General features: G+C 65.7%; 20 protein-coding genes, 1 tRNA gene and 1 pseudogene. 9 read left to right on the top strand and 13 right to left on the bottom strand.

Going from position 1 to position 24,281, the window contains the following annotated elements; all coding sequences use genetic code 11:
* Positions 1-24 precede the first annotated feature (24 nt).
* The 4 genes from HNP51_RS05900 to HNP51_RS05885 all read left to right on the top strand — a co-directional run bounded on the left by HNP51_RS05900 (position 25) and on the right by HNP51_RS05885 (position 3,850).
* Positions 25-2,247 (top strand): S9 family peptidase, encoded by a 2,223-nt coding sequence (locus HNP51_RS05900; protein ID WP_184268108.1) that lies wholly within the window; start codon positions 25-27, stop codon positions 2,245-2,247.
* Positions 2,244-2,786, top strand: coding sequence for a GNAT family N-acetyltransferase (locus HNP51_RS05895; RefSeq protein ID WP_184268106.1), 543 nt, complete (start codon positions 2,244-2,246; stop codon positions 2,784-2,786). Before HNP51_RS05900 ends, HNP51_RS05895 begins: the two co-directional genes overlap by 4 nt.
* A gap of 100 nt (positions 2,787-2,886) precedes the next feature.
* Positions 2,887-2,963, top strand: a tRNA-Asp gene (locus tag HNP51_RS05890).
* A 359-nt stretch (positions 2,964-3,322) separates the two neighbouring features.
* Positions 3,323-3,850 (top strand): helix-turn-helix transcriptional regulator, encoded by a 528-nt coding sequence (locus tag HNP51_RS05885; protein WP_184268104.1) that lies wholly within the window; start codon positions 3,323-3,325, stop codon positions 3,848-3,850.
* Between the two features lie 119 nt (positions 3,851-3,969).
* On the opposite strand, the gene HNP51_RS05880 is transcribed toward HNP51_RS05885, so the two are convergent.
* The 6 genes from HNP51_RS05880 to HNP51_RS05855 are packed head-to-tail and all read right to left on the bottom strand — an operon-like array spanning position 3,970 to position 10,923.
* Entirely contained in the window at positions 3,970-5,427 is a 1,458-nt protein-coding gene (locus tag HNP51_RS05880; protein WP_184268102.1) for a UdgX family uracil-DNA binding protein, read from the bottom strand.
* Entirely contained in the window at positions 5,427-6,668 is a 1,242-nt protein-coding gene (locus HNP51_RS05875) for a putative DNA modification/repair radical SAM protein (RefSeq protein ID WP_184268100.1), read from the bottom strand. The genes HNP51_RS05880 and HNP51_RS05875 overlap by 1 nt, the downstream gene beginning before the upstream one ends.
* Positions 6,669-6,724: 56 nt before the next feature.
* Complete coding sequence (locus tag HNP51_RS05870) at positions 6,725-7,024, bottom strand: hypothetical protein (RefSeq protein ID WP_184268097.1); 300 nt, start codon at positions 7,022-7,024, stop codon at positions 6,725-6,727.
* Positions 7,021-9,567 (bottom strand): cbb3-type cytochrome c oxidase subunit I, encoded by a 2,547-nt coding sequence (locus HNP51_RS05865; RefSeq protein ID WP_184268095.1) that lies wholly within the window; start codon positions 9,565-9,567, stop codon positions 7,021-7,023. Before HNP51_RS05865 ends, HNP51_RS05870 begins: the two co-directional genes overlap by 4 nt.
* On the bottom strand, positions 9,564-10,493 hold the full coding sequence (gene coxB / locus HNP51_RS05860; RefSeq protein ID WP_260398354.1) for a cytochrome c oxidase subunit II: 930 nt from the start codon (positions 10,491-10,493) through the stop codon (positions 9,564-9,566). Before coxB ends, HNP51_RS05865 begins: the two co-directional genes overlap by 4 nt.
* 10 nt (positions 10,494-10,503) lie before the next feature.
* Entirely contained in the window at positions 10,504-10,923 is a 420-nt protein-coding gene (locus tag HNP51_RS05855) for a c-type cytochrome (RefSeq protein ID WP_311769907.1), read from the bottom strand.
* On the opposite strand from HNP51_RS05855, the pseudogene HNP51_RS18945 reads away from it, so the two are divergent.
* Positions 10,894-11,574: pseudogene (locus HNP51_RS18945) on the top strand (c-type cytochrome); the annotation flags it as partial. The gene HNP51_RS05855 and the pseudogene HNP51_RS18945 overlap by 30 nt on opposite strands.
* On the opposite strand, the gene HNP51_RS18500 reads toward HNP51_RS18945, so the two are convergent.
* The 4 genes from HNP51_RS18500 to HNP51_RS05835 all read right to left on the bottom strand — a co-directional run bounded on the left by HNP51_RS18500 (position 11,570) and on the right by HNP51_RS05835 (position 14,819).
* Positions 11,570-12,304 (bottom strand): cytochrome b, encoded by a 735-nt coding sequence (locus HNP51_RS18500; RefSeq protein ID WP_260398353.1) that lies wholly within the window; start codon positions 12,302-12,304, stop codon positions 11,570-11,572. The pseudogene HNP51_RS18945 and the gene HNP51_RS18500 overlap by 5 nt on opposite strands.
* Complete coding sequence (locus HNP51_RS05845; RefSeq protein WP_260398352.1) at positions 12,301-13,026, bottom strand: cytochrome c oxidase assembly protein; 726 nt, start codon at positions 13,024-13,026, stop codon at positions 12,301-12,303. Before HNP51_RS05845 ends, HNP51_RS18500 begins: the two co-directional genes overlap by 4 nt.
* Positions 13,027-13,089: 63 nt before the next feature.
* Entirely contained in the window at positions 13,090-14,397 is a 1,308-nt protein-coding gene (locus tag HNP51_RS05840) for a sorbosone dehydrogenase family protein (RefSeq protein WP_184268086.1), read from the bottom strand.
* Complete coding sequence (locus tag HNP51_RS05835; RefSeq protein ID WP_184268084.1) at positions 14,397-14,819, bottom strand: DUF2231 domain-containing protein; 423 nt, start codon at positions 14,817-14,819, stop codon at positions 14,397-14,399. Before HNP51_RS05835 ends, HNP51_RS05840 begins: the two co-directional genes overlap by 1 nt.
* Before the next feature lie 179 nt (positions 14,820-14,998).
* On the opposite strand from HNP51_RS05835, the gene HNP51_RS05830 reads away from it, so the two are divergent.
* Complete coding sequence (locus HNP51_RS05830) at positions 14,999-16,018, top strand: ligase-associated DNA damage response exonuclease (RefSeq protein ID WP_184268082.1); 1,020 nt, start codon at positions 14,999-15,001, stop codon at positions 16,016-16,018.
* Entirely contained in the window at positions 16,018-17,634 is a 1,617-nt protein-coding gene (locus HNP51_RS05825) for a cisplatin damage response ATP-dependent DNA ligase (protein ID WP_184268080.1), read from the top strand. Before HNP51_RS05830 ends, HNP51_RS05825 begins: the two co-directional genes overlap by 1 nt.
* A gap of 18 nt (positions 17,635-17,652) precedes the next feature.
* Here HNP51_RS05825 and HNP51_RS18495 read toward each other — a convergent pair whose 3' ends face one another.
* Positions 17,653-17,910: a SemiSWEET family sugar transporter gene (locus HNP51_RS18495; RefSeq protein ID WP_260398351.1), complete on the bottom strand. Its 258-nt coding sequence runs from the start codon at positions 17,908-17,910 to the stop codon at positions 17,653-17,655.
* A 50-nt stretch (positions 17,911-17,960) separates the two neighbouring features.
* On the bottom strand, positions 17,961-19,175 hold the full coding sequence (locus HNP51_RS05815) for an FAD-binding oxidoreductase (protein WP_184268076.1): 1,215 nt from the start codon (positions 19,173-19,175) through the stop codon (positions 17,961-17,963).
* A gap of 73 nt (positions 19,176-19,248) precedes the next feature.
* Here HNP51_RS05815 and HNP51_RS05810 point away from each other — a divergent pair, with 73 nt between their 5' ends.
* Both HNP51_RS05810 and pdeM read left to right on the top strand, forming a co-directional pair.
* Positions 19,249-21,711, top strand: coding sequence for a ligase-associated DNA damage response DEXH box helicase (locus tag HNP51_RS05810; RefSeq protein ID WP_184268074.1), 2,463 nt, complete (start codon positions 19,249-19,251; stop codon positions 21,709-21,711).
* On the top strand, positions 21,708-22,430 hold the full coding sequence (gene pdeM / locus HNP51_RS05805; RefSeq protein WP_260398350.1) for a ligase-associated DNA damage response endonuclease PdeM: 723 nt from the start codon (positions 21,708-21,710) through the stop codon (positions 22,428-22,430). Before HNP51_RS05810 ends, pdeM begins: the two co-directional genes overlap by 4 nt.
* Before the next feature lie 25 nt (positions 22,431-22,455).
* Here pdeM and HNP51_RS05800 read toward each other — a convergent pair whose 3' ends face one another.
* On the bottom strand, positions 22,456-24,237 hold the full coding sequence (locus HNP51_RS05800; protein ID WP_184268072.1) for an SLC13 family permease: 1,782 nt from the start codon (positions 24,235-24,237) through the stop codon (positions 22,456-22,458).
* Positions 24,238-24,281: the final 44 nt, after the last annotated feature.

Here is a 24,281-nt window from a genome sequence, read left to right as displayed (position 1 = left end):
CCCGAACCATTGGGGAGCCTATTGATGAATCGCCGCGAACTGATCGCCTCGACCGCCGCCGTCGGCCTCGCCGCCGCCTCCCCTGCACTCGCCCGTTCGACTACCGGAGCCTCGATGTCCCTGCCCCAACCGCCCGTCGCCAAGAAGGTCCCCGTCCGCATCGAGCAGTTGGGCCGCGTCCGCGTCGATGACTATCAATGGATGAAGGACGACAACTGGCAGGCCGTCCTGCGCGATCCCTCGCTGATCAAGGCGGACGTCAAGGAGCACCTGACCGCCGAGAACGCCTATCGCGAGGCGGTCATGGCCTCGACCCTGCCGCTGCAGGCCGCGATGTTCGAGGAGATGAAGGGCCGCATCAAGGAGGACGACAGCTCCGTCCCCGCCGCCGACGGCGCGTGGGAGTACTACACAGAGTACCGCACCGGCGAGCAGCACCCGCGCTACATGCGGGTTGAGCGCCAGGGGACCTGGATGGTTGACGGCCAGCCCGTGACCAAGACCTTCATCAAGGCCCCGACGCCTCAGCTCCTGCTGGACTGCAACGCTCTGGCCGAGGGCAAGGCCTATTCCGAGGTGTCGGCTGTCGAGCACAGCCCCGACCACGCCCTGTTCGCCTATGCCGAGGACGCGCAAGGCTCCGAGGTCTTCAAGATCTATGTCAAGGACCTTGCGACCGGCGAGGTCCTGCCCGACCCCATCGAATCGGCTACCGAGAACTTCACCTTCTCGCCGGACAGCCAGTGGATCTTCTGGACCAACCGCGACGACAACGGCCGCCCGGACAAGATCTTCCGCCGCCCCGCACGCGGAGGCGAGACCACCCTGGTCTATGAGGAAACCGACGACGGCATGTTCCAGAGCGTCGGCCGCACCTCCGACGACGCCTTCATCATCATCGGCATCGGCAATCAGGAAACCTCGGAAGGCCGCATCATTCCGGGCTCGGACCCGACCGCGACGCCGGTGGTGGTCGAGCCGCGTCATACCGGCCGCCTGTACGACCTCGACCACTGGGGCGACCGCTGGGTGATCCGCACCAACGCCGACGACGCCATCGACTTCAAGGTGGTCGAGGCCCCGACCGACGCCCCGGCCAAGGCCAACTGGAAGGATCTGATCCCGCACACGCCGGGCCGTTTCATCGAGGGCGTGGCCCTGGTGAAGGACTATCTGGGCCGTCAGGAGCGCGCCGAGGCCAATACGAAGATCGTCATTCGCGACCGGGCCGGCGCCGAGCACGAGATCGCCGTGGACGAGCCCGCCTACGCCCTGTCGCTGGGCGGGGCGTCGGAGTTCGACACTACGGTCATGCGCTATGGCTACAACTCGCCGTCCACGCCGACCTCAACCTATGACTACGACCTGAAGACGCGCGAGCGAACCCTGCGCAAGGTTCAGGAAGTGCCCTCGGGCCATAACCCCGCCGACTATGTGGTCGAGCGGCTGAACGCCCCGGCCTCGGACGGTCAGCTGGTGCCGGTGACGGTGCTGCGCCGCAAGGACACGCCGGTCGACGGCTCGGCGCCCCTGCTGCTCTACGGCTACGGCTCCTACGGCATCCCCATGGCGGCCAGCTTCTCGACCAACCGGCTGTCGCTGGTGGATCGCGGCTTCATCTACGCCATCGCCCATATCCGCGGCGGCTCGGACAAGGGCTGGGGCTGGTTCCTGGACGCCCGTCGGATGACCAAGAAGAACACCTTCACCGACTTCATCGCCTGCGCCGAACACCTGATCGAGCGCAACTATGCGACGGCGGGCAAGATCGTGGCCCAGGGCGGGTCGGCGGGCGGTCTGCTGGTGGGCGCCGTCACCAATATGCGTCCTGACCTATGGGCCGGGGTGATCGGCAGCGTGCCCTTCGTCGATGTGATCAACACCATGAGCGACACCAGCCTTCCGCTGACGCCGCCGGAGTGGCCCGAGTGGGGCAATCCGATCGAGGACGCCGCGGCCTACGACTACATGTACAGCTACAGCCCCTACGACCAGATCGAGGCCAAGCCCTATCCGGCGGTGCTGGCCACCGGCGGCCTGTCCGACCCGCGCGTCACCTACTGGGAGCCCGAGAAGTGGGTGGCCAAGCTGCGGCCCGCGACCACGTCGGGCAATCCGGTTCTGCTGAAAATCAACATGACCGCTGGCCACTTCAGCTCGTCGGGCCGCTTCGACTATCTGAAGGACGTAGCCCACGACTACGCCTTCGCCGTCTGGGCCGTCGACAAGGGCTGGCTGAAGGCGTGATCGTTCGGCCGTTTGGAGAAGCCGATCTGGCGGCCGTTACCGCCATCTATGCCGCCAGCGTGCTGAACGGCACCGGGACGTTCGAACTGGACGTCCCGTCTGCCGATGAAATGCGGGGGCGTCTGGCCGCGCCCGCCGCGCTGGGCTTGCCCGTGCTGGTCGCCGAGATCGACGGTCAGGTGGCGGGCTATGCCTATGCCGGCCCCTACCGCCTACGCGCCGCCTATCGCTTTCTCGTCGAGGATTCGATCTACGTCGCCAAGGCGTTTCGCGGGCGCGGCTTCGGCAAGGCCCTGCTCGACGCCCTGCTGAGCGCCTGTGAGGCCCTAGGCATGCGTCAGATGGTGGCGGTGATCGGCGACAGCGCCAACGCTGGTTCCATCGCGCTGCACGCCGCCGCTGGGTTCGAGCACGTCGGGGTCTTCCATGCGGCAGGATGGAAGTTCGACGCCTGGCGCGACGTGGTCTTCATGCAGAAGGCCCTGGGCCTTGGCGCCGCCGCCGCGCCGGACGCCGATGGTCTGGATTGTGGACGCTAGAAGCTGAATTCCCAGATATTTTTGGTGTTCTTAGACATTGCGCTTGACCGCATCGTGAGACGCCCTTATTCGCCCTCTTCTCCTCCTCGCGGAGGGGAATGCGGGTGTAGCTCAGTTGGTTAGAGTGCCGGCCTGTCACGCCGGAGGTCGCGGGTTCGAGTCCCGTCACTCGCGCCATTCTCTTTTAAAGCCTTATCAGAGAATGGCGCGCTCCCCGCCCGCCCGGCAGCGACCCTCACAAATCACTACGATCCGGATACAGCAGGACCGCTCGGAGTTTATCGCCGCCGAACGCCGTCATGGCGCCATCCGTGCGCACTGGATGCTACCGTGAGCGCACTTCTACATTCGCCATTCGAGGTCTGAACAGTAGCCCCCTCAGGTCGAACGCGCCGCGGCCATCTCTGCCTTTGAAACGAAAAATGCCGCCGGGCTTTACCGTTTTCATATTTCAGATATCAACGCTAGACAAAGATACCCTTCTGTTCAAGGTATTGGACGGCGAGCGAAAATGCATCGCGTCGGGGGAGAGCGTGATGCGCAAGTCCGCACAAACAAAGATGATCGAAGCCATTACCGCGCAGCGACGCCCTCAGCGCGACAGCAGGACACGGCTAGCCAAGCCCCCAGACGAAATGCTGGACCATCCGCCGCCCGCGCCGACCGGCGGGGACGCGCAGGTCAAACATTCAACGACGACACCCCCTGCAAGGCCCGGCCAAATGCTAAGAGCATTCCGGATCGCTCGGGGGCTAGATCAAGTTCAGTTGGCAGAGACACTGGGTTGCACCCAGCAAATGGTCGACCTGCTGGAAAAGGACCGACGCCCGCTTCAACCTCATCACGCCTTTGCCCTCGCCGAGGCTTTCGATCTCCACCTTACCCTTGTCGAGGGCAGAGGAATGCCATTGCCCGAGCTCACCCTCGCTGCCAGCGTCGTCAGCGACCGCCTCGGCCGCCAGATGATCGAAGCCTTCCTTCACCTGGAACACGCTGATCGATACCGGATTGTCAGCCTCACCGAGCGACTGGCAAGGGACAGCAGGAGCGCCCCCCCTCACTAGGCAGAGAGAAGGCGCCGTGGACCTCCTCCTCGACGATCCAGCCGACGAGCACCGCTACACGGGTCTGCATGGACACCCGCCACGCCCTCATAGAGAGACGGGATGCGGTTCGTCCGTGACTAGGCCAGCTCTGCTTCTGTCCGGGCAATCCTGAGGTCATCAACAAGGATCGCACGCGCCCGTCGCCGCTCTTCGACATCGGGCAGACGCAGCACATAGGAGGGATGAAGCGTAAGTAGAACGCGCGCGCCATCCGGCGTTTCGATCACCTCGCCTCGCTCAGCCAAAATGGAAGGCTTTCGCCCCAGGACCGCCAGGCCAGCTGTCGCCCCCATTGCAACAATCAGCCGCGGTTTGACGAGGTTTCGTTCCTGATCAAGCCACCAGCGGCAGGCTTGAACCTCGCCCGCGTTCGGCGTCCTGTGAAGGCGGCGCTTGCCGCGCGGCTCATGCTTGAAGTGCTTGACCGCGTTGGTCAGGTAGATCTCCGCGCGATGGACGCCCGCCTCTGTCAGGGCCGCGTCGAAAACCTGTCCCGCAGGGCCGACGAAGGGCTGGCCAGCCAGGTCTTCATGATCGCCCGGCTGCTCGCCGACGATCATCAGACGAGCTTCTCGCGGTCCCTGCCCGCAGACGCCCTGGGTCGCATCTCGCCACAGGGGGCAACGTCGGCAATTCTGTATGCCGCGATCCAGCTCGACAGGGTTCGAAGTGATCAGCTCATCTGTCGACGATCGGTCCACCGTGGGTGCGCGCAGACGCTGAAACTTCTCGTTTGGCGGCGGGGCCGGCTCAGACACCATGATCTCCGTGCGGAGCGACGCAGACGCCACAAGTTCTGAGATTAGAGACGCTTCGGGCAGGTTCTTCCAATACCGCTTCGGCATTTCCGACTGCATCATCCTGGTGCGAAGACGCGCAGGATTGAAGGTCGAGGCATAATAGGTGCGCCAGAAGTCCTCGATCTCGTCCTCTTGTGGCGCCTCTTCCTGACGCCCCGGAGGACCGAATGACAACGCGTCGCCATCCCAATGAGCCGTCCCATCGGGCGTCAGGATCGACCACCGCATGGTGCTGAACCGCCGCGCGAAGAAGGGCGCAGTCTTCTCCAGCACGCGATGCGCCGGCTCGAACCAGGCCACCCAGCGATCACCGTCCGCATCGCTGGTCTCGCGAAACCGGACGAAGGCCTTCATCTTGTGGCTGGCGCGGTGCACGTTCTTCACCCGTTCAGCCGCCGTCGCCACGTCGGGGTCAGAGACCACCCTCATGAGATCGGGCTCCTCCCTCAGCCTCCACAGCAGCCGATACATCAGGTCGAAGCGGTCGGGCGAGCGATGCAGGATCAGGTCGCTTGCCATTTCGACGAAGGCTCGCGGGACGACGAAAGCAACGTCAGCAGGAACCGGCTCCGCTTCAGCTTCAGCCTCCGCTTCAGCCTCGAAAAGCCCTGCCTGGACAGATTCAGCTGTGACAAAACATGTACTCGCGGGTTCGACGCCCGCCATGCGCAAACGGCGCGCCGCCGCCTTCCATCCGGCGAAATCAGTCTCGCTCGTCAGGACAACAGTGCGCATCAGAACAGGCTCAACTGTTCCGGCGCCCGCTTCGGCGCCAGCCGGGCGCGCAGGTCGGCGGCGTCGGTCAGCCCACCAGGGGTCCAGTCCAGGGCGACGATCCAGGGCCGCACCTTGTCGATCGACCGCGTCAGACGCGCCACGTCTTCCAGGCGCAGCGTGCGATAGCGCCGGACCGACAGGATACGATCCACCGCCTTCACGCCCAGTCCGGGCACACGCAACAGGTCTTCGCGCGTGGCCAGATTGACGTCTGTCGGGAAGACATCGCGTCGCTTCAACGCCCAGGCCAGCTTGGGATCGACCGCCAGGTCCAGCATGCCGTCCGACGCCCCCTCCCCGATCTCGGGTGCGGTGAAACCGTAGAAGCGCATCAGCCAGTCGGCCTGATAGAGACGATGCTCCCGCATCAGCGGCGGTTTCGACAGCGGCAGGATGCTGGAACTGTCGGGAATGGGGCTGAAGGCCGAATAATAAACCCGACGCAGGCCATAGCCGCCATAGAGAGAGGCGCTGCGGTCCAGGATTTCCGTGTCCGGCGCTCCATCTGCGCCGACGATTAGTTGGGTCGACTGTCCAGCCGGCGCGAAGGCCGGCGGACGCGCCCGGTCCCGCTTCTCGGGCTTAGCCGCCTCCAGCCGCAGCCGCACCTGCCCCATGGTCTTGCGGATCAGGCGGGCGTCTTTCTCGGGCGCCAAACGCCCCAGGGCCTCGTCGCGCGGCAGCTCGATATTGGCCGACAGCCGGTCGGCATAGCGCCCCGCCAGCGCCACCAGCCGCTCATCCGCCTCGGGGATCAGCTTGAGATGGATATAGCCGCGAAAGTCATGGTCTTCACGCAGGCGACGCGCAACTTCGACCAGTTGCTCCATCGTATAGTCGCCCGAACGGACGACGCCGGACGACAGGAACAGCCCCTCGATATAGTTGCGCTTGTAGAAGGCCAGGGTCAGATCGACGACCTCCTCGACCGTGAACCGCGCCCGCTCGACGTTCGAGGATGACCGGTTGATGCAGTAGACGCAGTCGTAGATGCAGAAGTTGGTGAGCAGGATCTTCAGCAGACTGACGCAGCGCCCGTCGGGCGTATAGGCGTGACAAATGCCCATCCCCTCGGTCGAGCCCACGCCCTTGCCGTTGAGGGAGTTGCGCTTGGGCGCGCCGGACGATGCGCACGAGGCGTCATACTTGGCCGCATCAGACAGGATGGAGAGCTTTCGTCGGAGGTCGATACGCGCCATGTGTTCATGATACGTTCCAAATTCAAATCGGTACAGCGTGGCCGTAAACTATGGGTTCAGAAGGCCATCGGCGCCGTCTGCCAGAGGACGCCGATCGCGGCGACCAGAACACCAGTCAGGCCCACCCGCCGCTCCCACGCCTCCGGACCGAAGACCTCGCGTCGCCCTCTCGAGAGCCACACCGCCATGGCGATGTCGGCGAGCAGACAACCCATGCTGAAGGCCAGCCCTATCCAGCGCGCGCTCGCCGCCTCGCTGGACGACCAGACGTCGGCGGCGCTGGAAATCAGATAGACGCCGATGAAGTGTACGGCCCAGATCAGCAGGCCGCCGGTCATCCTCAGCCAGCGCCTCATATCCCGCTGCCCGGAAAAAGGCGGACCAGCAGCATGACGCCAATCGACTGCGCAGCGGTGAAGGCCAGAAAGAGGCTGATCAGGTCCACCGTCGAGGGGCGTTCCGACGCCAAGCGACCGAACAGACGCCTCAGCAAGACATAAAGCCCCATCAGGCCGCCGATGGCTGCGAAGGTTCCAGCCCAGCTCAGCAAGGCATAGACCGAAGCGCCCTGGCTGGAGACCTCCGGCCGCAAGCCCGTCGTCCACCACGCCCGACCCTCCACGATTGAAGCCGCGATCACCCCGGCGGAGGCCAGCACCAGCAATCCTGTTGCGGCTGAGACCGCGCCGTCGCGCGCCATTCTCACGGCCCGCGGCGCGGCGAGCGCGCAAACGCCGGCCACGGCCAGCAAGCCGACGGAAACCAGGAGCGAACTGATCGGCGGCGGAGCCTCCCACAGATCCGGCCGTCGGCTCCACAGGAAGACATAGGAGAACCCCGCCAGCAGGCAGACCATCCCCCCGACGATCAGGACGATCACCATGGCCCACCAGCCGTGGCTGGACGGACCAGATACATAGTTGGGCACGCGGATGCCCGCACCGATCTCCGTCGTCTTGCGCGCATGCGGCGCGTCCAGGAACCAGCACCAGCGCATGATGCAATAGATGGCCAGCACGCCGCTAATGACGGCGGCGGCATAGGCCTGGATGGTCAGGATCAGGAAGAAGCCCGCCGTGAAGACCGCGCCGAACAGATGCCAGCCTGAAGGACGGGGGATGCGCAGCACATACTGCGGCTCCGCGTTCAATGGGCTGGTCACGAGAGTCTGCCGCTCGCCCCGGGCCGCGCCCGGCAGGAAATAGCGGCCCGCTGCGACGTCCCCCGCCAGCCACTTCTGATCCCACAAGGGATAGAGGCTCTTCACCACCGGGATCGACCGGACCGAATAGAAGCCGCTGGGCAGCCACTCCAGCCCTGGACCGTCGTGGATGTTGCCGGCCTCGCGGGGGCCGAATGGCCGGAAGTTGCGGATCATGTCGATGACCCACAGCAGGACGGCCAGACCGAACATGAAGGCGCCGATGGTCGAGATGAAGTTGGGCAGATCCCAGCCTCGGCCCGGCAGGTAGGTATAGACCCGCCTCGGCATCCCCATCAGCCCCGTCAGGTGCATGGGCATGAAGGCCAGGTTGTGCCCGGCGAACATCAGCCAGAAGATCCACTTCCCCCAACGTTCGCTCAATGGCCGCGCGCTGGACATGGGCAGCCAATAGTAGATGGCGGCGAACAGAGGGAAGACCATGCCGCCGATCAGGACGTAATGCAGGTGAGCGACGATGAAATAGCTGTCGTGGGCCTGCCAGTCGAAGGGCACCATGGCCACCATGACCCCGGTCAGCCCGCCCATGACGAAGATGACCATGCCGCCGACGGCGAACAGGCCCGGCGTCGAGAACCGCATCCTGCCCGCCGCTATGGTCGCGATCCAGGCGAAGACCTGCACCCCGGCCGGAACGCTGACCGCCATCGAGGCCGCGCTGAAATAGTTGATGCTGATCTGCGGCATGCCCGTGGTGAACATGTGGTGGGCCCAGACGCCGAAGCTGATGAAGCCCGTCGCCAGCATAGCCATGACCACCAGCGGGTGTCCGACCAGAGGCGTCCGCGCCATGGCCGGAATGATGGTCGACATGGCCCCCGCCGCCGGCAGGAAGATGATGTAAACCTCCGGGTGGCCGAAGAACCAGAAGAGGTGCTGCCACAGCATCGGGTCGCCGCCCTTGAGCGGGTCGAAGAAGGGCCAGCCGAGCGCCCTTTCCAGCTCGAGCAACAGGGTCGCCAGGATGATGGACGGGAAGGCGATGATGATCATGGAGGCGAAGATCAGCATGGCCCAGGCGAAGACCGGCAGCTTGTCCAGGGTCATGCTCGGCGCCCGCGTCTTCAATACCCCGACGATGATCTCGATGGCCCCCGCGATCGCCGAAATCTCGATGAAGCCGATGCCCAGCAGCCAGAAGTCGGCGTTGATGCCGGGTGAATAGGTCATGCTGGTGAGCGGCGGGTACATGAACCAGCCCCCGTCCGGGGCCAGACCGAAGAACAGGGAGCAGAAGAAGGCCAGCCCCCCGATCAGATAGGCCCAGAAGGCATAGGCCCCCAGCCGCGGGAACGGCAGGTCACGCGCGCCCAGCATCTGGGGCAACAGCAGGACGCCCAGAGCCTCAACCGCCGGAACGGCAAACAGGAACATCATCACCGTGCCATGCATGGTGAAGATCTGGTTGTAGGTGTCCTGCGGCAGGAACCCTGTCATCGGCAGGGCCAGCTGCGTCCGCATCAGCAGGGCCAGGACCCCCGCCAGCACGAAGAAGAGCATGGCCGCGCCGACGTAATAGACGCCGATGATGTTGTTATTGGTGGCCGTGATCCATTCCCACGGCGAGCGCGGCCCGCACCAGGCCTGCTCAAGCTGCTCCAGCTCGCCCTCGGGTCTGGGCTCCGTGGTCGGAAAGCGATCGTACTTGTCGACGTCGAAGCCCGTTTCCGACGTCATTTGAGGCTTTCCAGATAGGCCGCGACATCACGCAGCTCCTGTCCGTTCAGGACGGAATAGGAGGGCATGCGGTTGCCGGGCTTGATGCCCTGGCTGTCGGCGATCCACCCGGCCATCGTGCCCTGATTATTGGGCAGGATGCCCGCGCCCAGGGTCTGGCGCGACCCGACGTGGGTCAGGTCCGGCCCGGCCAGACCATTGGCCTCGGTTCCCCGGATCGTATGGCAGGCGCCGCAGCCCGAGGCCGTGAACACCGCCGCGCCAGGCAAGCCCGACACCGCCGCCGGAGCGGCCTGCTTGACACGCCACGCCGCAAAATCAGCAGGCGAATGGGCCACCACCACCAGTCCCATCAGGGCGTGGGGGCCGCCGCAGTATTCGGCGCACTGGCCCGCATAGACGCCGGGCTCGTCGGCCTGCAGACGCATGAAGTTGCGCCGTCCGGGGATCATGTCGGTCTTGCCGCCCAGACGCGGAATCCAGACGCTGTGGATCACATCCGCGCTTTCCAGTTCCAGCACCACCGGACGACCGGCGGGAATGTGGACCTCATTGGCGTCCTGAACGATTTCACGTCCCTGACCATCGAGATAGGCCACCCGCCACCACCACATCTCGCCGGTGACGCGGACCCGCATCTCGCCCGGGCGAGGTGTATCGGCCACGCGGGCTGTCACGCTCAGCCCGTAAATCAGCAGGCCGGTCAGCACGACGACGGGAAAGGCCAGGCCGCCGATCCACACCAGCTTCTCGCCCGCGACACGACGTTTCCACCGACGCGGGCCGAACAGGGCGACGCCGAGCGCGACCAGCACAAGGGTCAGCACCACGGCTCCCATGATGAACAGGACCCAGGCGACCGTCGTCACCGGTCCGGCGAAGGGACCGGCCGGATCCAGCACCGGCGGCGGCCAACCGCTCAGCATGGCGGGCGTCTCAATCGTCATCGAGCGTATAGAGATAGGCCGCCACGTCGCGGGCTTCGGCGTCCGTCAAAGGCATGGGCGGCATTCCCGTATCGGGCAGCAGGGCCGGTGCGTCCCGCACAAAGGCCGCCATCACTGCGGGCTGATTGGGCAGCCGACCGGCGATCAGCGGTCGCGCCGCCATTCCAGCCAGATCGCCGCCCGTACGGCCCTGCGGCCAGCGAACGCCGGGGATGGCGTGACAGGCGGCGCATCCATGATGCCCGATCAGCCTCAGCCCTTCGGCGGCGTCGGTCTGGGCCAGCGGGCGCGGCGCATTCGCCTTGTCTGCGCAGGCCATCAAGGCGACGCACAGCCCCGCCGACAGCAGCAAGGCCCCTATGGTCCGCATCGTCGGTACATGATCGCATCCGCCCCTCTCCAGCTTCACCAGAACCCAATCCTTCGCAGCCTGAGGAGTTCCCCGTCTGGAACCGGGACCATAAGGCGGTGTTGGAACAGGGTGCGCGCCCTCCCTTCCCTCACGCTTCTCGGCCTAATTCTTGTCGGCCCCGGGCTCGTCGCGTGCGACGCCAAGCCCGGCGAGACCGACCGCGCCTTCTCGGCGTCTGGCCAGGTCATCGCCATGGGTGGCGGGGCTGGCGGAGCGGCCAATGCCTGCTTCACCTGTCATGGACTGCAGGGGCAGGGCGACGGCGTCTCGACCCCGCTCCTGGCCGGGCTGGACGCCGGCTATCTGCAAAAACAGATGGAAGACTACGCCAGCGGCCTGCGGCCGGACGACGTCATGAGCCGCATCGCCAAGGATCTGGACGGCGACAGCCGTCGTGCCGTCGCGGTCTTTTACGCCGGTCTGCCCTCCTCAACGTCAACCATCGCGACTCATTCCGCCTCGCCGCCGATCTGGCGGACGGGCGACGTTTCGCGCGGGATCACGGCCTGCGCATCCTGTCACGGCTCCAATGGCCAGGGCGCCGGTGAAGGCCAGCCGATCGTGGCCGGCCAGCCTGTCGCCTATACGCTGGAGCAGATCGACCGCTGGAAATCCGGCAAGCGCCGCAACGATCCACGCGGCGTCATGGCTGCCGCCGTCCAGAGGCTGACGGACGCAGAAGCGCGCGCCATAGCCCAGTGGCTGTCCGACCAACCCGTTTCTCCAACGCCCGCCAGCGCCTCTGCCAGCGCGTCCGTTTCGGCCGCAGCTGCGGCGCGACCGGCAGCATCGCGTGAAACACGTCGTCCCGATCGATCAGATGGTGCTTGAGCGCCGCCCCCGCATGGATCGGGATCATCAGCAGCAGCGCCGCGACCATGGCCCAATGCATCCATTCGGCGCCGGCCTCGATCGCCCATAGCTGGGTGTTCGAGACGTCCTGCATCGGCAGCAAGGGCCAAGGGATAAAACCCGCCGCCGCCAGCTGGGTATCTCGCGCGGTGGCCGAGATCATCGCCCATCCCGACAGCGGCAGGCCGAACAGACAGATGTAAAAGACATAGTGGGTGATGTGCGCCGCCAGGCTCTCCCAGCCGGGCTTGTCCGCGTCATTGATCAGATTGGGCGCCGCCAGCCGCCAGGACAGGCGGCCGATGACCAGCAACAACATCAGCAGGCCGATGGCGAAATGCACGTCATAGGCCGCTGCCTTGGCCCCGCCGACCGGCAGCCGCCCCATCCACCAGCCCCAACCGAGCTGGAAGAAAACCAGGCCCGCCATGGTCCAGTGGAAGACGATGGCGACCGGCGAATAGCGGCCTTCGTCGTGGTGGCCCGCCGCCCATTCCAGCGCCTGTGCGATCAGCCGGTCGATCATGCCGGACGCGCCGCCTCCCCGCCGCTGAACAGGCCGCTGATCCGCCATAGGGCGACGAGGAGATAGGCCGCCGCCGCCGGGGCCCACATGATCAGGCCCGCCGCCTGCTGGTCTTCAAGCGGGGTCATGCCCCAGGCCAGGGTCGTGGCGAAGTGAGGCGAATAGAGCGGCTGACCCGCAAACAGGATGAGCGCCCCCAGCAAGCCCATCAACAGCATGGCCGCCAGCAGGCCTGCCACCGCCGCTGCGGCGTTCGACGCGCGCACAGCCGCCCAGAACCAGACGGCGCTGCCCAGAATGGTCAGCTGCATGACCCAATAGACCAGGTCGTTCGAGAGAGCCGCAGCATAGAGATCAGGCGCGTGCCAGGCCCAGAAGACGACGGCCTGGACAGCCGTCGCCAAGGCCAGTCGCGGCGCCCTCAGCCTGGGCAGCCCCAGAGCCAGCAAAGGCGCCGCAGCGAGCAGGAGCAACAGATGGTGCAGCGTACGGGCCGTAAACAGGGCTGAACTCAACGCGCACAGCGGCGAGATGAAGACAAGAACCAGCACCCCCGCCGCGCCCAGCAAGAACGGTGATCCGGGGCGCCGCTTCATCGTCAGGAAGACTCCAGCCGCGATGAAAAAGCCCAGCGCCACCAGAAGCACCGGATCGCCGTTCCAGCGTCCCAGCACATCCACTGGATCGGGCGCGGGTCCGCAATAGGGCGTCCAGGGCGTCATCGTCATAGTCGGCTAACGACCCGGAACGGCGACGGTTCAATCATGCTTCGCGACCGTGACGCCTCAACGCGAGGGGGCGATCCGCCAGACCGTGTTGGACAGGTCGTCAGCGACCAGCAGAATTCTTTTCGCCGGATCAAAGGCCACGCCGACCGGGCGGCCACGGGCCTCGCCGTCCTTGAGGAAGCCGGTGGCGAAATCGATGGGCTGTCCCACGGGGCGGCCGCCGCTGAACGGCACCCAAGCCACCTTGTAGCCGGACGGATCCTCGCGGTTCCAACTGCCGTGCATGCCGATGAAGGCCCCGTCAGCGTACTGGCCGCCAAAGCCGCCGCTGCGCGCGAAATCAAGACCAAGCGCCGCGACGTGCGAGCCCAGGGCGTAGTCGGGCTTGACGGCCTTGGCGACCACGTCCGGCTTCTGCGGCCTCACGCGCGGATCGACGTTCTGGCCCCAATAGCTATAGGGCCAGCCATAGAAGGCGCCGTCGCGAACCTGCGTCAGATAGTCGGGCACCAGTTGCGGGCCCAGTTCGTCACGCTCGTTGACCACCGACCACAGGAGACCGGTGGTCGGCTCGATCGCCAGGGCTGTCGGGTTGCGGATGCCGGTAGCGATCGTGCGACGCGCGCCGGTTGCGCGGTCGATTTCCCAGACCACGGCCCGCTCTTCCTCCACGGCCAGGCCGCGTTCGCCGATATTGGAGTTGGAGCCGATGCCGACATAGAACTTGGTCCCGTCCGCACTGACAGTCAGGGACTTGGTCCAGTGATGGTTTATACGAGAGGGCAGTGCTGTGACCCGCTCCCCCCGCGTCGCTATACCGGTCTGCCCCGGCTGGAAGGCGAAGCGGGTCAGCGCGCCCTGTTCGGCGACGTAGAGGTAGCCCTCCACATAGGCCAGACCGTATGGCGCATCCAGATTCTCGACCAGAACAGCGCGAAGTTCGGGGACCCCGTCGTTATCGGCGTCGCGCAGCAGGGTGATGCGGTTGCCGCCGCTGATCTTGGTGTTGCCCTGCTTCTTGATGAAACCGGCGATCACGTCCTTGGGGCGCAGCGGCGGCGCGTGACCGCCGCGCCCCTCGGCCACCAGCACGTCGCCGTTCGGCAGGACCAGCATCTGACGCGGGATTTTCAGGTCGGTCGCAAAGGCGCTGACGGTAAAGCCCTGCGGAACGGTCGGCGCCTCGCCGTTCCAGCCGGCTGGCGGACTGATCTTCATCGCTGGGACCAGGGTCTCGTTTATTCTTGGCAGGTCGGGGGCGCCGCCCGTCTGGTTGAGCTTGGGATCGCTGGCGTTACCGCAGGAGGCCACGGTGAACGCCATCGCAAAGGTCGCGGCGCTGGCGGCAAGCAGGTTCTTGTTCATCAGATGGTCTCCCGCGCAGAATAGGCGATCCAGCCGGCGACGAAGACCAGCAAGGTGCATAGGAGGGACAGGATCAGGCCGAAAACGCCGACCGAGCTCCACGCGTCCTGGCTGTGCTTGAAGGCGTTGACCAGCCCCAGCATCCAGGCCAGGGCAAGCGCAACCAGATGAATCAGGCTGAGGCGCGACCGACCGCGCCGCGCACCAACGACAAAATCGATGATGGAGAAGACGCCCGCGATCCCGCCGAACACCAGCGCCCCGGTGATCAGCCAGGCTGAGAAGTTCGTCCACTGGATCTCCGCCGTCTTCAGATAGGCGATGTCGGTGAACAGGGCGAAGGTGAAGAGGCTGATCGGAAACGCCAGCAACATGCGGTGTAGTGGTCGAACCAACCCGCCGGATAGTCCATGGATGGTCATGTCGCCCTCTCCCTAAAGCCTGGCTTTGGCTAACTGCTTAGCAGCGAGATGGTTCACCGGCTTGCGTTGTGCCGTCGAACGCTTGCAACGCTGGCGACCGTACGACGTTCTCCCTTCCCATAATCGACCCCGCTCTCAGCCCCGACGCATGACGTCCCTCAGGAGACACCCGAACGCGCATGCGCCCGCCTGATCACGGTCCCGCCTCGGTCCTCCGACCAACGCCCGCCGGCCTATGGTGCCCGGAGGGCGATTTCTACATCGATCCGCCGCGCCCCGTAGATCGAGCCGTCATCACTCACGGTCACGCCGACCATGCGCGTGCCGGCCACGGCTCCGTTCTGGCCACGCCTGAGACCCTGGCCATCATGGGCGAACGTTACGGCGTGGACTTCGCGGGTCAGACCCAAGCTCTGACCTATGGCGAACGGCTGAAGGTGGGCGGCGTCGAGGTCTCGCTGGCCCCCGCTGGGCACGTCCTAGGCTCGGCTCAGGCGACCGTGAGACAGGCAGGCCTGACCATCACCGCCTCGGGCGACTACAAGCGTCGCCGCGACCCGACCTGCGCCGCCTTCGAACCCGTGCCCAGCGATGTCTTCATCACCGAGGCCACCTTTGGCCTGCCGGTCTTTCGCCATCCCCCCGACACGCAGGAGATCGGTCGCCTGCTGCGTTCAGTCCAGCAGTTTCCGGAACGCGCCCACTTGGTGGGGGCCTATGCGCTCGGCAAGGCGCAACGGGTGATCCGCATGCTGCGCGAGGCGGGCTATGACGAAACCATCTATGTGCATGGGGCGCTTGAACGCCTCAATCGGCTCTATGAGCATTTCGGCGTCGATCTGGGACCGCTGGCCCCGGCGACCGGATCAAAGGCCGACTTCGCCGGGCGCATCGTCATCGCCCCGCCGTCCGCCATCGCCGACCGCTGGAGCCGACGCTTCCCCGATCCAGTGACGGCCTTCGCCTCGGGCTGGATGAGCGTGCGGGCGCGGGTGCGCCAGCGCGGCGTCGAACTGCCGCTGATCCTTTCCGACCACGCCGACTGGGACGAACTGACCGCTACCCTGACCGAACTCTCGCCACAGGAGATCTGGATCACTCACGGCCGCGACGACGCCCTGCGCCGCTGGGCCGAACTACAGGGACTGACGGCTCGCGCCCTGCACCTGGTCGGCTATGAAGACGAGGATGACGACTAATGCGCGCCTTCGCCGCCCTGCTGGATCGTTTGTCGTTCACGGCGTCGCGCAACGCCAAGCTGCGGCTGATCCGCGACCACCTGGCCGACGCTCCCGATCCCGACCGGGGCTGGGCCCTGGCGGCTCTGACCGGCGCCCTGTCCTTCACCGCCGCCAAGCCTGCTATGATCCGTCAGGTGGTCGAGGGACGCGTCGATGCCGAACTGTTCCGCCTGTCGTACGACTATGTCGGCGATCTTGCTGAGACGGCCGCCCTGATCTGGCCGGCCCGTCACGGGGCCAACCGCGAGCCGGAACTGTCCGAGGTCATCGACACCCTGAACACCGCCAAGCGCGGCGAGGTTCAGGGCCTGCTGGAAGGCTGGCTCGACGCCCTGGACGCCGACGGCCGCTGGGCCTTGCTGAAGCTGGTGACGGGCGGTCTGCGCGTCGGCGTCTCGGCGCGGCTAGCCTGGCAGGCGGCGGCGGATTACGGCGGCGTCGAGGTCGCGGACATCCAAGAGGTCTGGCACGCGCAAAGCCCGCCCTACGCCGACCTTCTGGCCTGGCTGGACGGCAAGACCGAGCGCCCCTCGGCCATGGCGCATGGACGCTTTCGCCCCGTCATGCTGGCCCAGCCGATCGACGAGGCCGTCGACCTGCCCCGCCTCGGCCCCGCCGCCTACGCCGCCGAATGGAAATGGGACGGTATCCGGGTTCAGGCCGTCAGCGAGGCCGGGGTGAAACGCCTCTACAGTCGCACCGGCGAGGACGTGTCCGACGCCTTTCCCGATGTCCTCGCCGCATTGGACTATGAGGGGGCAATCGACGGCGAGCTTCTGGTGCTGCGCGAGGGTCGAGTCGCCCCTTTCGGCGACCTGCAACAAAGGCTGAACCGCAAGACCGCTGAAGCCAAGCTGATGGCCAGCCACCCGGCGGGCATACGCGCCTACGACCTGCTGGCTGCCGAGGGCGAGGACCTGCGCGCCCTGCCCTTCGCCGAGCGCCGCGCGCGGTTGGAGACCTTCGTCGCCGCCGTCGGGTCAGACCGCATCGACCTGTCACCCCTGGTGCCGTTCGAGACCTGGGACGAGCTGGCCGCCCGCCGCGCCGAACCCCCGCCCGGCGATCCGCAGTCGGCCGAGGGTCTGATGCTGAAGCGGCTGGACAGCGTCTATGAGGCGGGCCGCCCCAAGGGGCCGTGGTTCAAGTGGAAGCGTGATCCGCACCTGATCGACGCCGTGCTGATGTACGCCCAGCGGGGCCACGGCAAGCGATCCAGCTTCTATTCCGACTACACCTTCGGCGTCTGGACCGAGGACGCGGATGGCATCCATGTGCTGACCCCGGTAGGCAAGGCCTACTTCGGCTTCACCGACGAAGAGCTGAAACAGCTCGACAAGTTCGTGCGCGACCACACGCTGGAACGCTTCGGCCCCGTGCGTTCCGTCACCGCCACACGCGAGTTCGGGCTGGTTCTGGAGGTCGCCTTCGAAGGCCTGCAGAGATCGAAACGCCACAAGTCCGGCGTCGCCATGCGCTTTCCCCGCATCAGCCGCATCCGCTGGGACAAGCCGGCCAAGGAGGCCGATGAACTGGCCACCCTTGAGCGGTTGCTGGAACAGGCTTCTGCCTGATCGAAGGTCGCAGGTCGATCAACCGGTTCGCTCGAAACGCCACTTCATGATCAAGACGCCGCTGGCCATCACCAGCGCGCAGGCATTGGCGATCGTGACCGGCCAGGCCTCGGTCAGAACGCCATAGGCCACCCACAGGATGAAACAGGTCACGGTCAGACCATAGGTTTTGAAAGAGACGCTGGACGCGTCGCGCTCCTTCCAGATCTTGAAGATCTGGGGTGCGAAGCTCGTGATGGAGCAGAGTGCTGCCGCCGTCCCGATGATGTCCGCCAATGAGAACAAGCCTAGCTCCGAAGGTGTTCGACGCCGTCCACCGATCAGCCTCAAAGGCGATAGAGGTCGGCGTCCGGGTCGGGGGTTCCACGAACAGCAGCGGCGACGACCTGGCTTGCGATCACCGAAGACGTAATGCCATTGCCGCCGAAGCCCATGACAGTCCATGCGTGCTCCATGCCCGGCACGGGCGCGATATGGGGCAGACCGGTGACGCTCTCGCCGAAGGCTCCGGCCCAGGCGTAATCGACCTCGAACTCCACCTCAGGAAGAAGTTGTTTCAGCTTCGTCGTGATGCGTGCGGTCTTGCGTTCGAGAAGCGCTCGGCTCGCGTGCGCCGTAGGTGAATCCTCATCCTCGCCGCCGACGATCAACCGCCCGTCATTGCTCATGCGCATGTAGAGGTAGGGGTCAGAGCCTTCCCAGACCATGGTGTCACCTAACCAGGCCGGGCCCGCGAAGCCCGGCGTAGAGGCCAGAGCCCAAGTCGAGACTACGTTGGAATCGGGCGCCGTCACCCCCTTCGGACGTTCATAACCACAGCAGAAAACCACGGCCGATGCCCGTACGGCGAAACCGGTGTTTGTCAGCAGCGTCACCCCGTCCGGGTCGGACACGGCTTCGATCACATCGACTGGGGAGTAGATCCGAGCGCCATTGGCCTCGGCGCGCCGCAGAAGCCCCGCGGTCAGCTGAGCGGGATCGGCGCTGGCGGAACCGACGCTGAGGATGGCCCCAGTGCGGTCGATCCCGAACTGATCACGAACCTCCGCAGCTTTCAGGAAGCGGCTCCCGAGTCCGATCCGGGCCCTCGCTTCGGCCTCGTCTTCGAGCGCTCTGCGGCCATAGGCGTCACCGGCCAGATAAAGGGCGCTACGATCCTGAAAGCCGCAACGGATACGCTCCGCGACAACGATGTTTTTCAGGTCATCGACCGCACGTCGTGACCGCAGATAGGCGCGGCGCGCCTTCGACCAACCCATATGGTCGGCCAGGGCAGTCAGCGGCAGATCGATCTCCCATTGCAGAAGAGCGGTCGATGCGAGGGTCGATCCCGTCAGAGGCGGCCTACGATCAAGGACGGCGACCTCGTGGTCGCGCGACAGCTCATGCGCCATCAGGGCGCCGCTGATCCCCGCCCCGACGATGGCGACATCAACCGATATGGCCTGCTTCAGAGGACGAACGGGCGCCCCCGTGAACGGACTGTCAGCCCAAAGCGAACGACCGCTTCTCAGGTCGCGTTTCTGAGTCAGACCTGTCATTCCTTCCCCCATCAAGCGCAGCCTTTGCATGCGCCTCCCGGAACGCGCGCGCCTGTCGAGGGTTGCTCAAACCATGGCCAAGCCTCTTCGGATCGCGACTTCTGAAACTGATCCGACGCGCCAGCTTCCACCGCTTTTTCAGGACTGGTTCGTCAAACGCGGCTGGGCGCTTCGCGCTCATCAACTGGGCATGATCGACAAGGCCAAGGCCGGCGCCGATGTTCTGCTGGTGGCGCCGACCGGCGGCGGCAAGACCCTGTCCGGTTTCCTGCCCAGCCTGATCGACCTGGCCGAACGCGGTCCGCGCGAAGGCCGACAATCGCTTCACACGCTCTACATTTCTCCCTTGAAAGCCTTGGCGGTCGACGTGGAGCGCAACCTGCTCACGCCGGTTCGGGAAATGGATCTGCCGATCGTGGTCGAATCCCGCACGGGCGATACCGGGCAGGCTCGCCGCCAACGCCAGAAGGTCGCCCCTCCGGACATTCTGCTGACCACGCCGGAACAACTGGCCCTGTTCTGCGCCTGGGAAGGCGCGCGCGACTATTTTCAGGACCTGGAATGCGTGATCATCGACGAGATCCACGCCATTCACGGTTCGAAGCGGGGTGACCTGCTGTCATTGGGGCTGGCGCGGCTAAGGACCTTTGCACCCGGCGTGCGCTGCGTCGGGCTGTCAGCGACGGTGGACGACCCGACCCGTGTAAGGCGCTGGCTGTCGGATAGAGGCGATGACATCGTCCTGGGTCAGGCGGGCGCGCCGGCGCAGGTCGAGGTTCTACTGTCCGAAAACCGGGTGCCCTGGGCCGGTCACACCGCCCAGCACGCGATGGCCGAGGTCTATGAGACCATCAAGACGGCGCGCACGACCCTGGTCTTCGTCAACACCCGCTGGCAGGCGGAATTCGCGTTTCAGGAGCTATGGCGGCTGAATGAGGACAACCTGCCGATCGCCCTTCATCACGGCAGCCTGTCCGCAGAGCAAAGGCGCAAGGTGGAAGCCGCGATGTCGCGCCAGGAACTGAGAGCGGTGGTCTGCACCTCCACGCTGGATCTGGGCATCGACTGGGGCGCGGTTGATCTGGTCATCCAACTGGCGGCTCCCAAAGGAGCCTCGCGATTGGTGCAACGGATCGGACGGGCTAACCACCGCCTTGACGAGGCCTCGCGCGCGGTCCTCGTGCCCGCAAGCCGGTTCGAGATGCTGGAGTGCCAGGCGGCGGTGGAAGCGGTGGCGGAAAATGCGCTCGACGGCGATCCGCCCAGGACCGGGGCACGCGATGTTCTGGCCCAGCACATCATGGGCTGCGCCTGTTCCGAGCCCTTCGACCTGGTGGAGTTGTACGAAGAGGTGCGCCGGGCCGCACCCTATGCAGGACTTTCCTGGGAGGCCTTTGAGCAGGTCGTCGATTTCGTCTCGACCGGCGGCTACGCGCTCAGAAGCTATGATCGTTTCCGACGGATCATTCGCGGTCGCGACGGCCGCTGGCGCGTGCTCAATGAAGAGACAGCAAGACGGCATAGGATGAATGTCGGCGTCATCGTCACGGCCCAGACCCTCAACATCCGCCTGCCCGGTCGCCACGGGTCCGGTCGCAAGATCGGTCAGGCCGAGGAGTGGTATTTCGAACAGCTGACCCCAGGCGACAGCTTCCTGTTTGCGGGCGAGATATGGCGCTTCGAGGGGGTCAGGGGGACGGACGCCATCGTCACCCGTTCGACCGAAAAAGAGCCCAGGGTTCCCAGCTGGGGCGGTTCGAAATTCGCGCTGTCCACCTTTCTGGCCAAGCGCGTTCGTCGAATGATGAGCGACGAAACCTCATGGTCCCGCCTGCCGCACGACGTCTGCGAGTGGCTGTACGCGCAAAAAGCGCACTCCAGCCTGCCCGGCGAAGATGATCTTCTGGTCGAGACCTTCAGCCGGGGCAAACGCCACTACATGGTCTGCTATCCGTTCGAGGGGCGACTGGCGCACGCCACCCTGGCCATGCTGGTCACGCGTCGGCTGGACCGCGCCGGGGTCGGGCCGATCGGCTATCTGGCCAACGACTATGCCCTATGCGTCTGGTCCCTGCGGCCAATGGACAGCCTCGATTTCGACGCCCTGTTCCAGCAGGACATGCTGGGCGACGATCTGGAAGCCTGGCTGGACGAGAGTTTCATGGTGAAACGCGCCTTCAAGGAATGCGCCCTGATCAGCGGCTTGATCGAGCGCCGTATGCCGGGGCATGAGAAGAATGGCCGACAGGTGACCTTCTCCGCCGACCTGATCTACGACACCCTGCGTCGGCACGACCCCGACCATCTGCTGCTGTCCTGCGCCCGCGAGGACGCGGCGCGCGGCCTTCTGGACTTGGCGCGTCTGGGTGAACTGCTGGCCCGCATCTCAGGCCGTATCAGGGTTGAGCGGCTCCGGCATGTTTCACCCTTCGCCGTGCCCCTGTTGATGGAAATCGGCAAGGAGCGCGCGCCCGGAACCTCGGCCGCGGACATGATGCTGGAAGACGCGGCTCTGATCGGCGAGGCCATGTCTTGAGCGTCGCAAAGCTGGAGGCCGCCGACGGCGCCTTCGCCACCCGCCTGGCCGGGGCTGATGTCGTGTTTCGCGTGTCTGGCGCCCTCTGGTTGCCGGGGGAGCGCATGCTGGTGGTCGCCGACTTGCACCTCGAAAAGGGATCCGCCTATGCCGCCCGCGGGCAGCTCCTGCCGCCCTACGACACGCGAGAGACCCTGAACCGGCTCGAGCGCGAGATCGCGACCCTCGCCCCCCGGTCCGTCGTCCTGCTCGGCGACACTCTCCATGACCACGGCGCATCAGCGCGTATCGCCCCTGATGAGCGCGCGCGCCTCGCCGCTCTGGCTGAAAAGCTCCGACTGATCTGGGTCGCCGGCAATCATGATCCCGACGGTGCGGGCGACCTGGGCGGCGAGACCGCGCAGGTGATCAAGGTCGCCGGGCTGTCGCTGCGGCACGAGCCCTCCCCCGGCCCCGCCGATGGCGAGGTGTCGGGACACCTGCACCCCTGCGCACGCATCAGCGGCCCGGCAGGAAGCATTCGCCGTCGCTGCTTTGCCTCCGACGGTAGCCGCCTGATCCTGCCCGCCTTCGGCGCCTATGCCGGGGGACTTAATCTGCGAGATCCTGCATTCACCGGACTTTTTCGCGCGCCCCCGACCGGCTACCTGCTGGCCCGGCGCGTTGCGGCCGTCGCCTATGAAAAGATGCGGCCAGACCACCGCTCCCCAGCCGGCTGATCAAAGCCCTCCCCGTTTGACAGCCCTAGACATGCAGGGGCCAGAACAACAGGATCAGCGGCGGACCGGCCAGAAGCACCAGCAGGCTGAGAGGCGCGCCCAATCTGGGATAGTCGGAGAACTTATAGCCGCCCGGCCCCATCACCAGGGTGTTGCACTGGTGTCCGATGGGGGTGAGGAAATCACAGGCCGCCCCCACCGCCACCGCCATCAGGAAGGGATCGGGATTGAACCCGAGCTGCCTGGCCAGGGTGGCGCCGATCGGCGCGACGATCAGGACCGTCGCCGCGTTGTTCAGGAAGGGGGTCACCGCCATTGAGGCCAACATGACCCCGCAGATCGCCAGCACCCCGGGCAGGCCGCTGAAGACATGTCTCAACAGACCCGCAATCAGCTCGGAACCTCCGGTCTGCTGGATCGCGTCCGAAACCGGGATCAAGGCGGCGATGAGGACCAGAAGCGGTCCGTCCAGAGCGGCGTAGGCCTCCCGCATTTTCAGCCCGCCCATAGCCACGATCACCACGGCCGCGCCAAAGAAGGCCACGGCGACCGGGACAAGGCCGAAACCGACAAGGATCATGGCGATCGCAAGGACGATGGCGGGCAGGAAGCGCTTGCGCCGACTGCCCAGTCGCACCTCCCGCTCAGCCAGGGGCAGCAGATCGAGGGCTTTCAACGCGGTCGGCAAGCCCTGCTCCGCCCCCTGAAGCAGAAGGATGTCGCCCGACGCCAGTTTGGCCGTCCGAAGATGCTGGGTCAGCTCGTAACCGCTGCGCGAGACGCCCAGCAGGTTGATGCCATGCTGCCCGTAGAGGTCCGACTGTCGAACCGACTGGCCCTGCAAAGGCGAGTTACGGCCGACGACGGCTTCGATGACCGCAATCTCCTCGGCGGCGCTCTCCGTGGCGATGGGACGGTTTTCCCGGACCAACTTCAGACGCGCCCTTGCCAAGAAGGCTTCAAGCCCCTGCTGTTCGCCCTCTACAAGCAGGATGTCCCCGGCCTTGACGACCACGTTTCCACGCGGGTTAGGCCGGCGCCGGCCGTTGCGGATCAGGGCCATGATCCGAACCTCCCCCTCCCCGCTTTTCATCAGGGCTGACACCGTCATGGATCCGGGCGCCCAGTCGTCCGGAGCGCTGACCTCGGTGACGTAGGCGTTCGCATCAAGAGCCGCATTCATCACAGCGGCGCTTTGGCGTTCGCGGGGCAGCAGACGATAGCCGAACGCGAGAAAGGCCAGGGCGATGGCCGTCAGGCCGAGACCGACTGGCGCAAAATCATACATGCCGAACGGCTGGCCCACGACCTCCTGGCGCACCTGGGCGACGATGATGTTCGGCGCGGTTCCGACCAGAGTCACCATCCCTCCCGCCATGGCCCCGAAGGCCATAGGCATCAGCAGTCGTGACGGCGCTGACCCGGTGCGGCGGGCCACCTGCAGGGCTACGGGCATCATAATGGCCAGCGCTCCGACGTTCTTGGTGGCCATGGACAGCAGGGTGACGACCCCGGTCAGCACCGGAACCTGGCTCCGCTCGGTCTTCAACAGCGGCAGAACCCGGCGCATCGCCGCTTCGACAATGCCCGAGCGGGCAAAGGCCGCGGAGACGATCAGCGCACAGGCGATGATGACCGTGACGTCGTTCTTGAACCCGTCAAAGGCGGCCTCCGCCGGAACCACCCCAAGGACGAGGCCCGCCACGAGGGCGACCGCCGCCACCAGATCGTAGCGAAACCGGCCCCAGATGAAGGCGCCGATCGTCAGCGCAATCAGTCCGAACGCCAGTCCTTGTTGCAATGTCACGTGTCGCCGCCCCCTCAGTTTCGTCAGTCAACGTCGCGGCCGCA

This window comes from Brevundimonas bullata, from assembly GCF_014207965.1.
GTDB lineage: Bacteria > Pseudomonadota > Alphaproteobacteria > Caulobacterales > Caulobacteraceae > Brevundimonas > Brevundimonas bullata_A.
The sequence above is the reverse complement of the archived record's forward strand: the minus strand, read 5'-3'. Positions and strand labels throughout refer to the sequence as shown.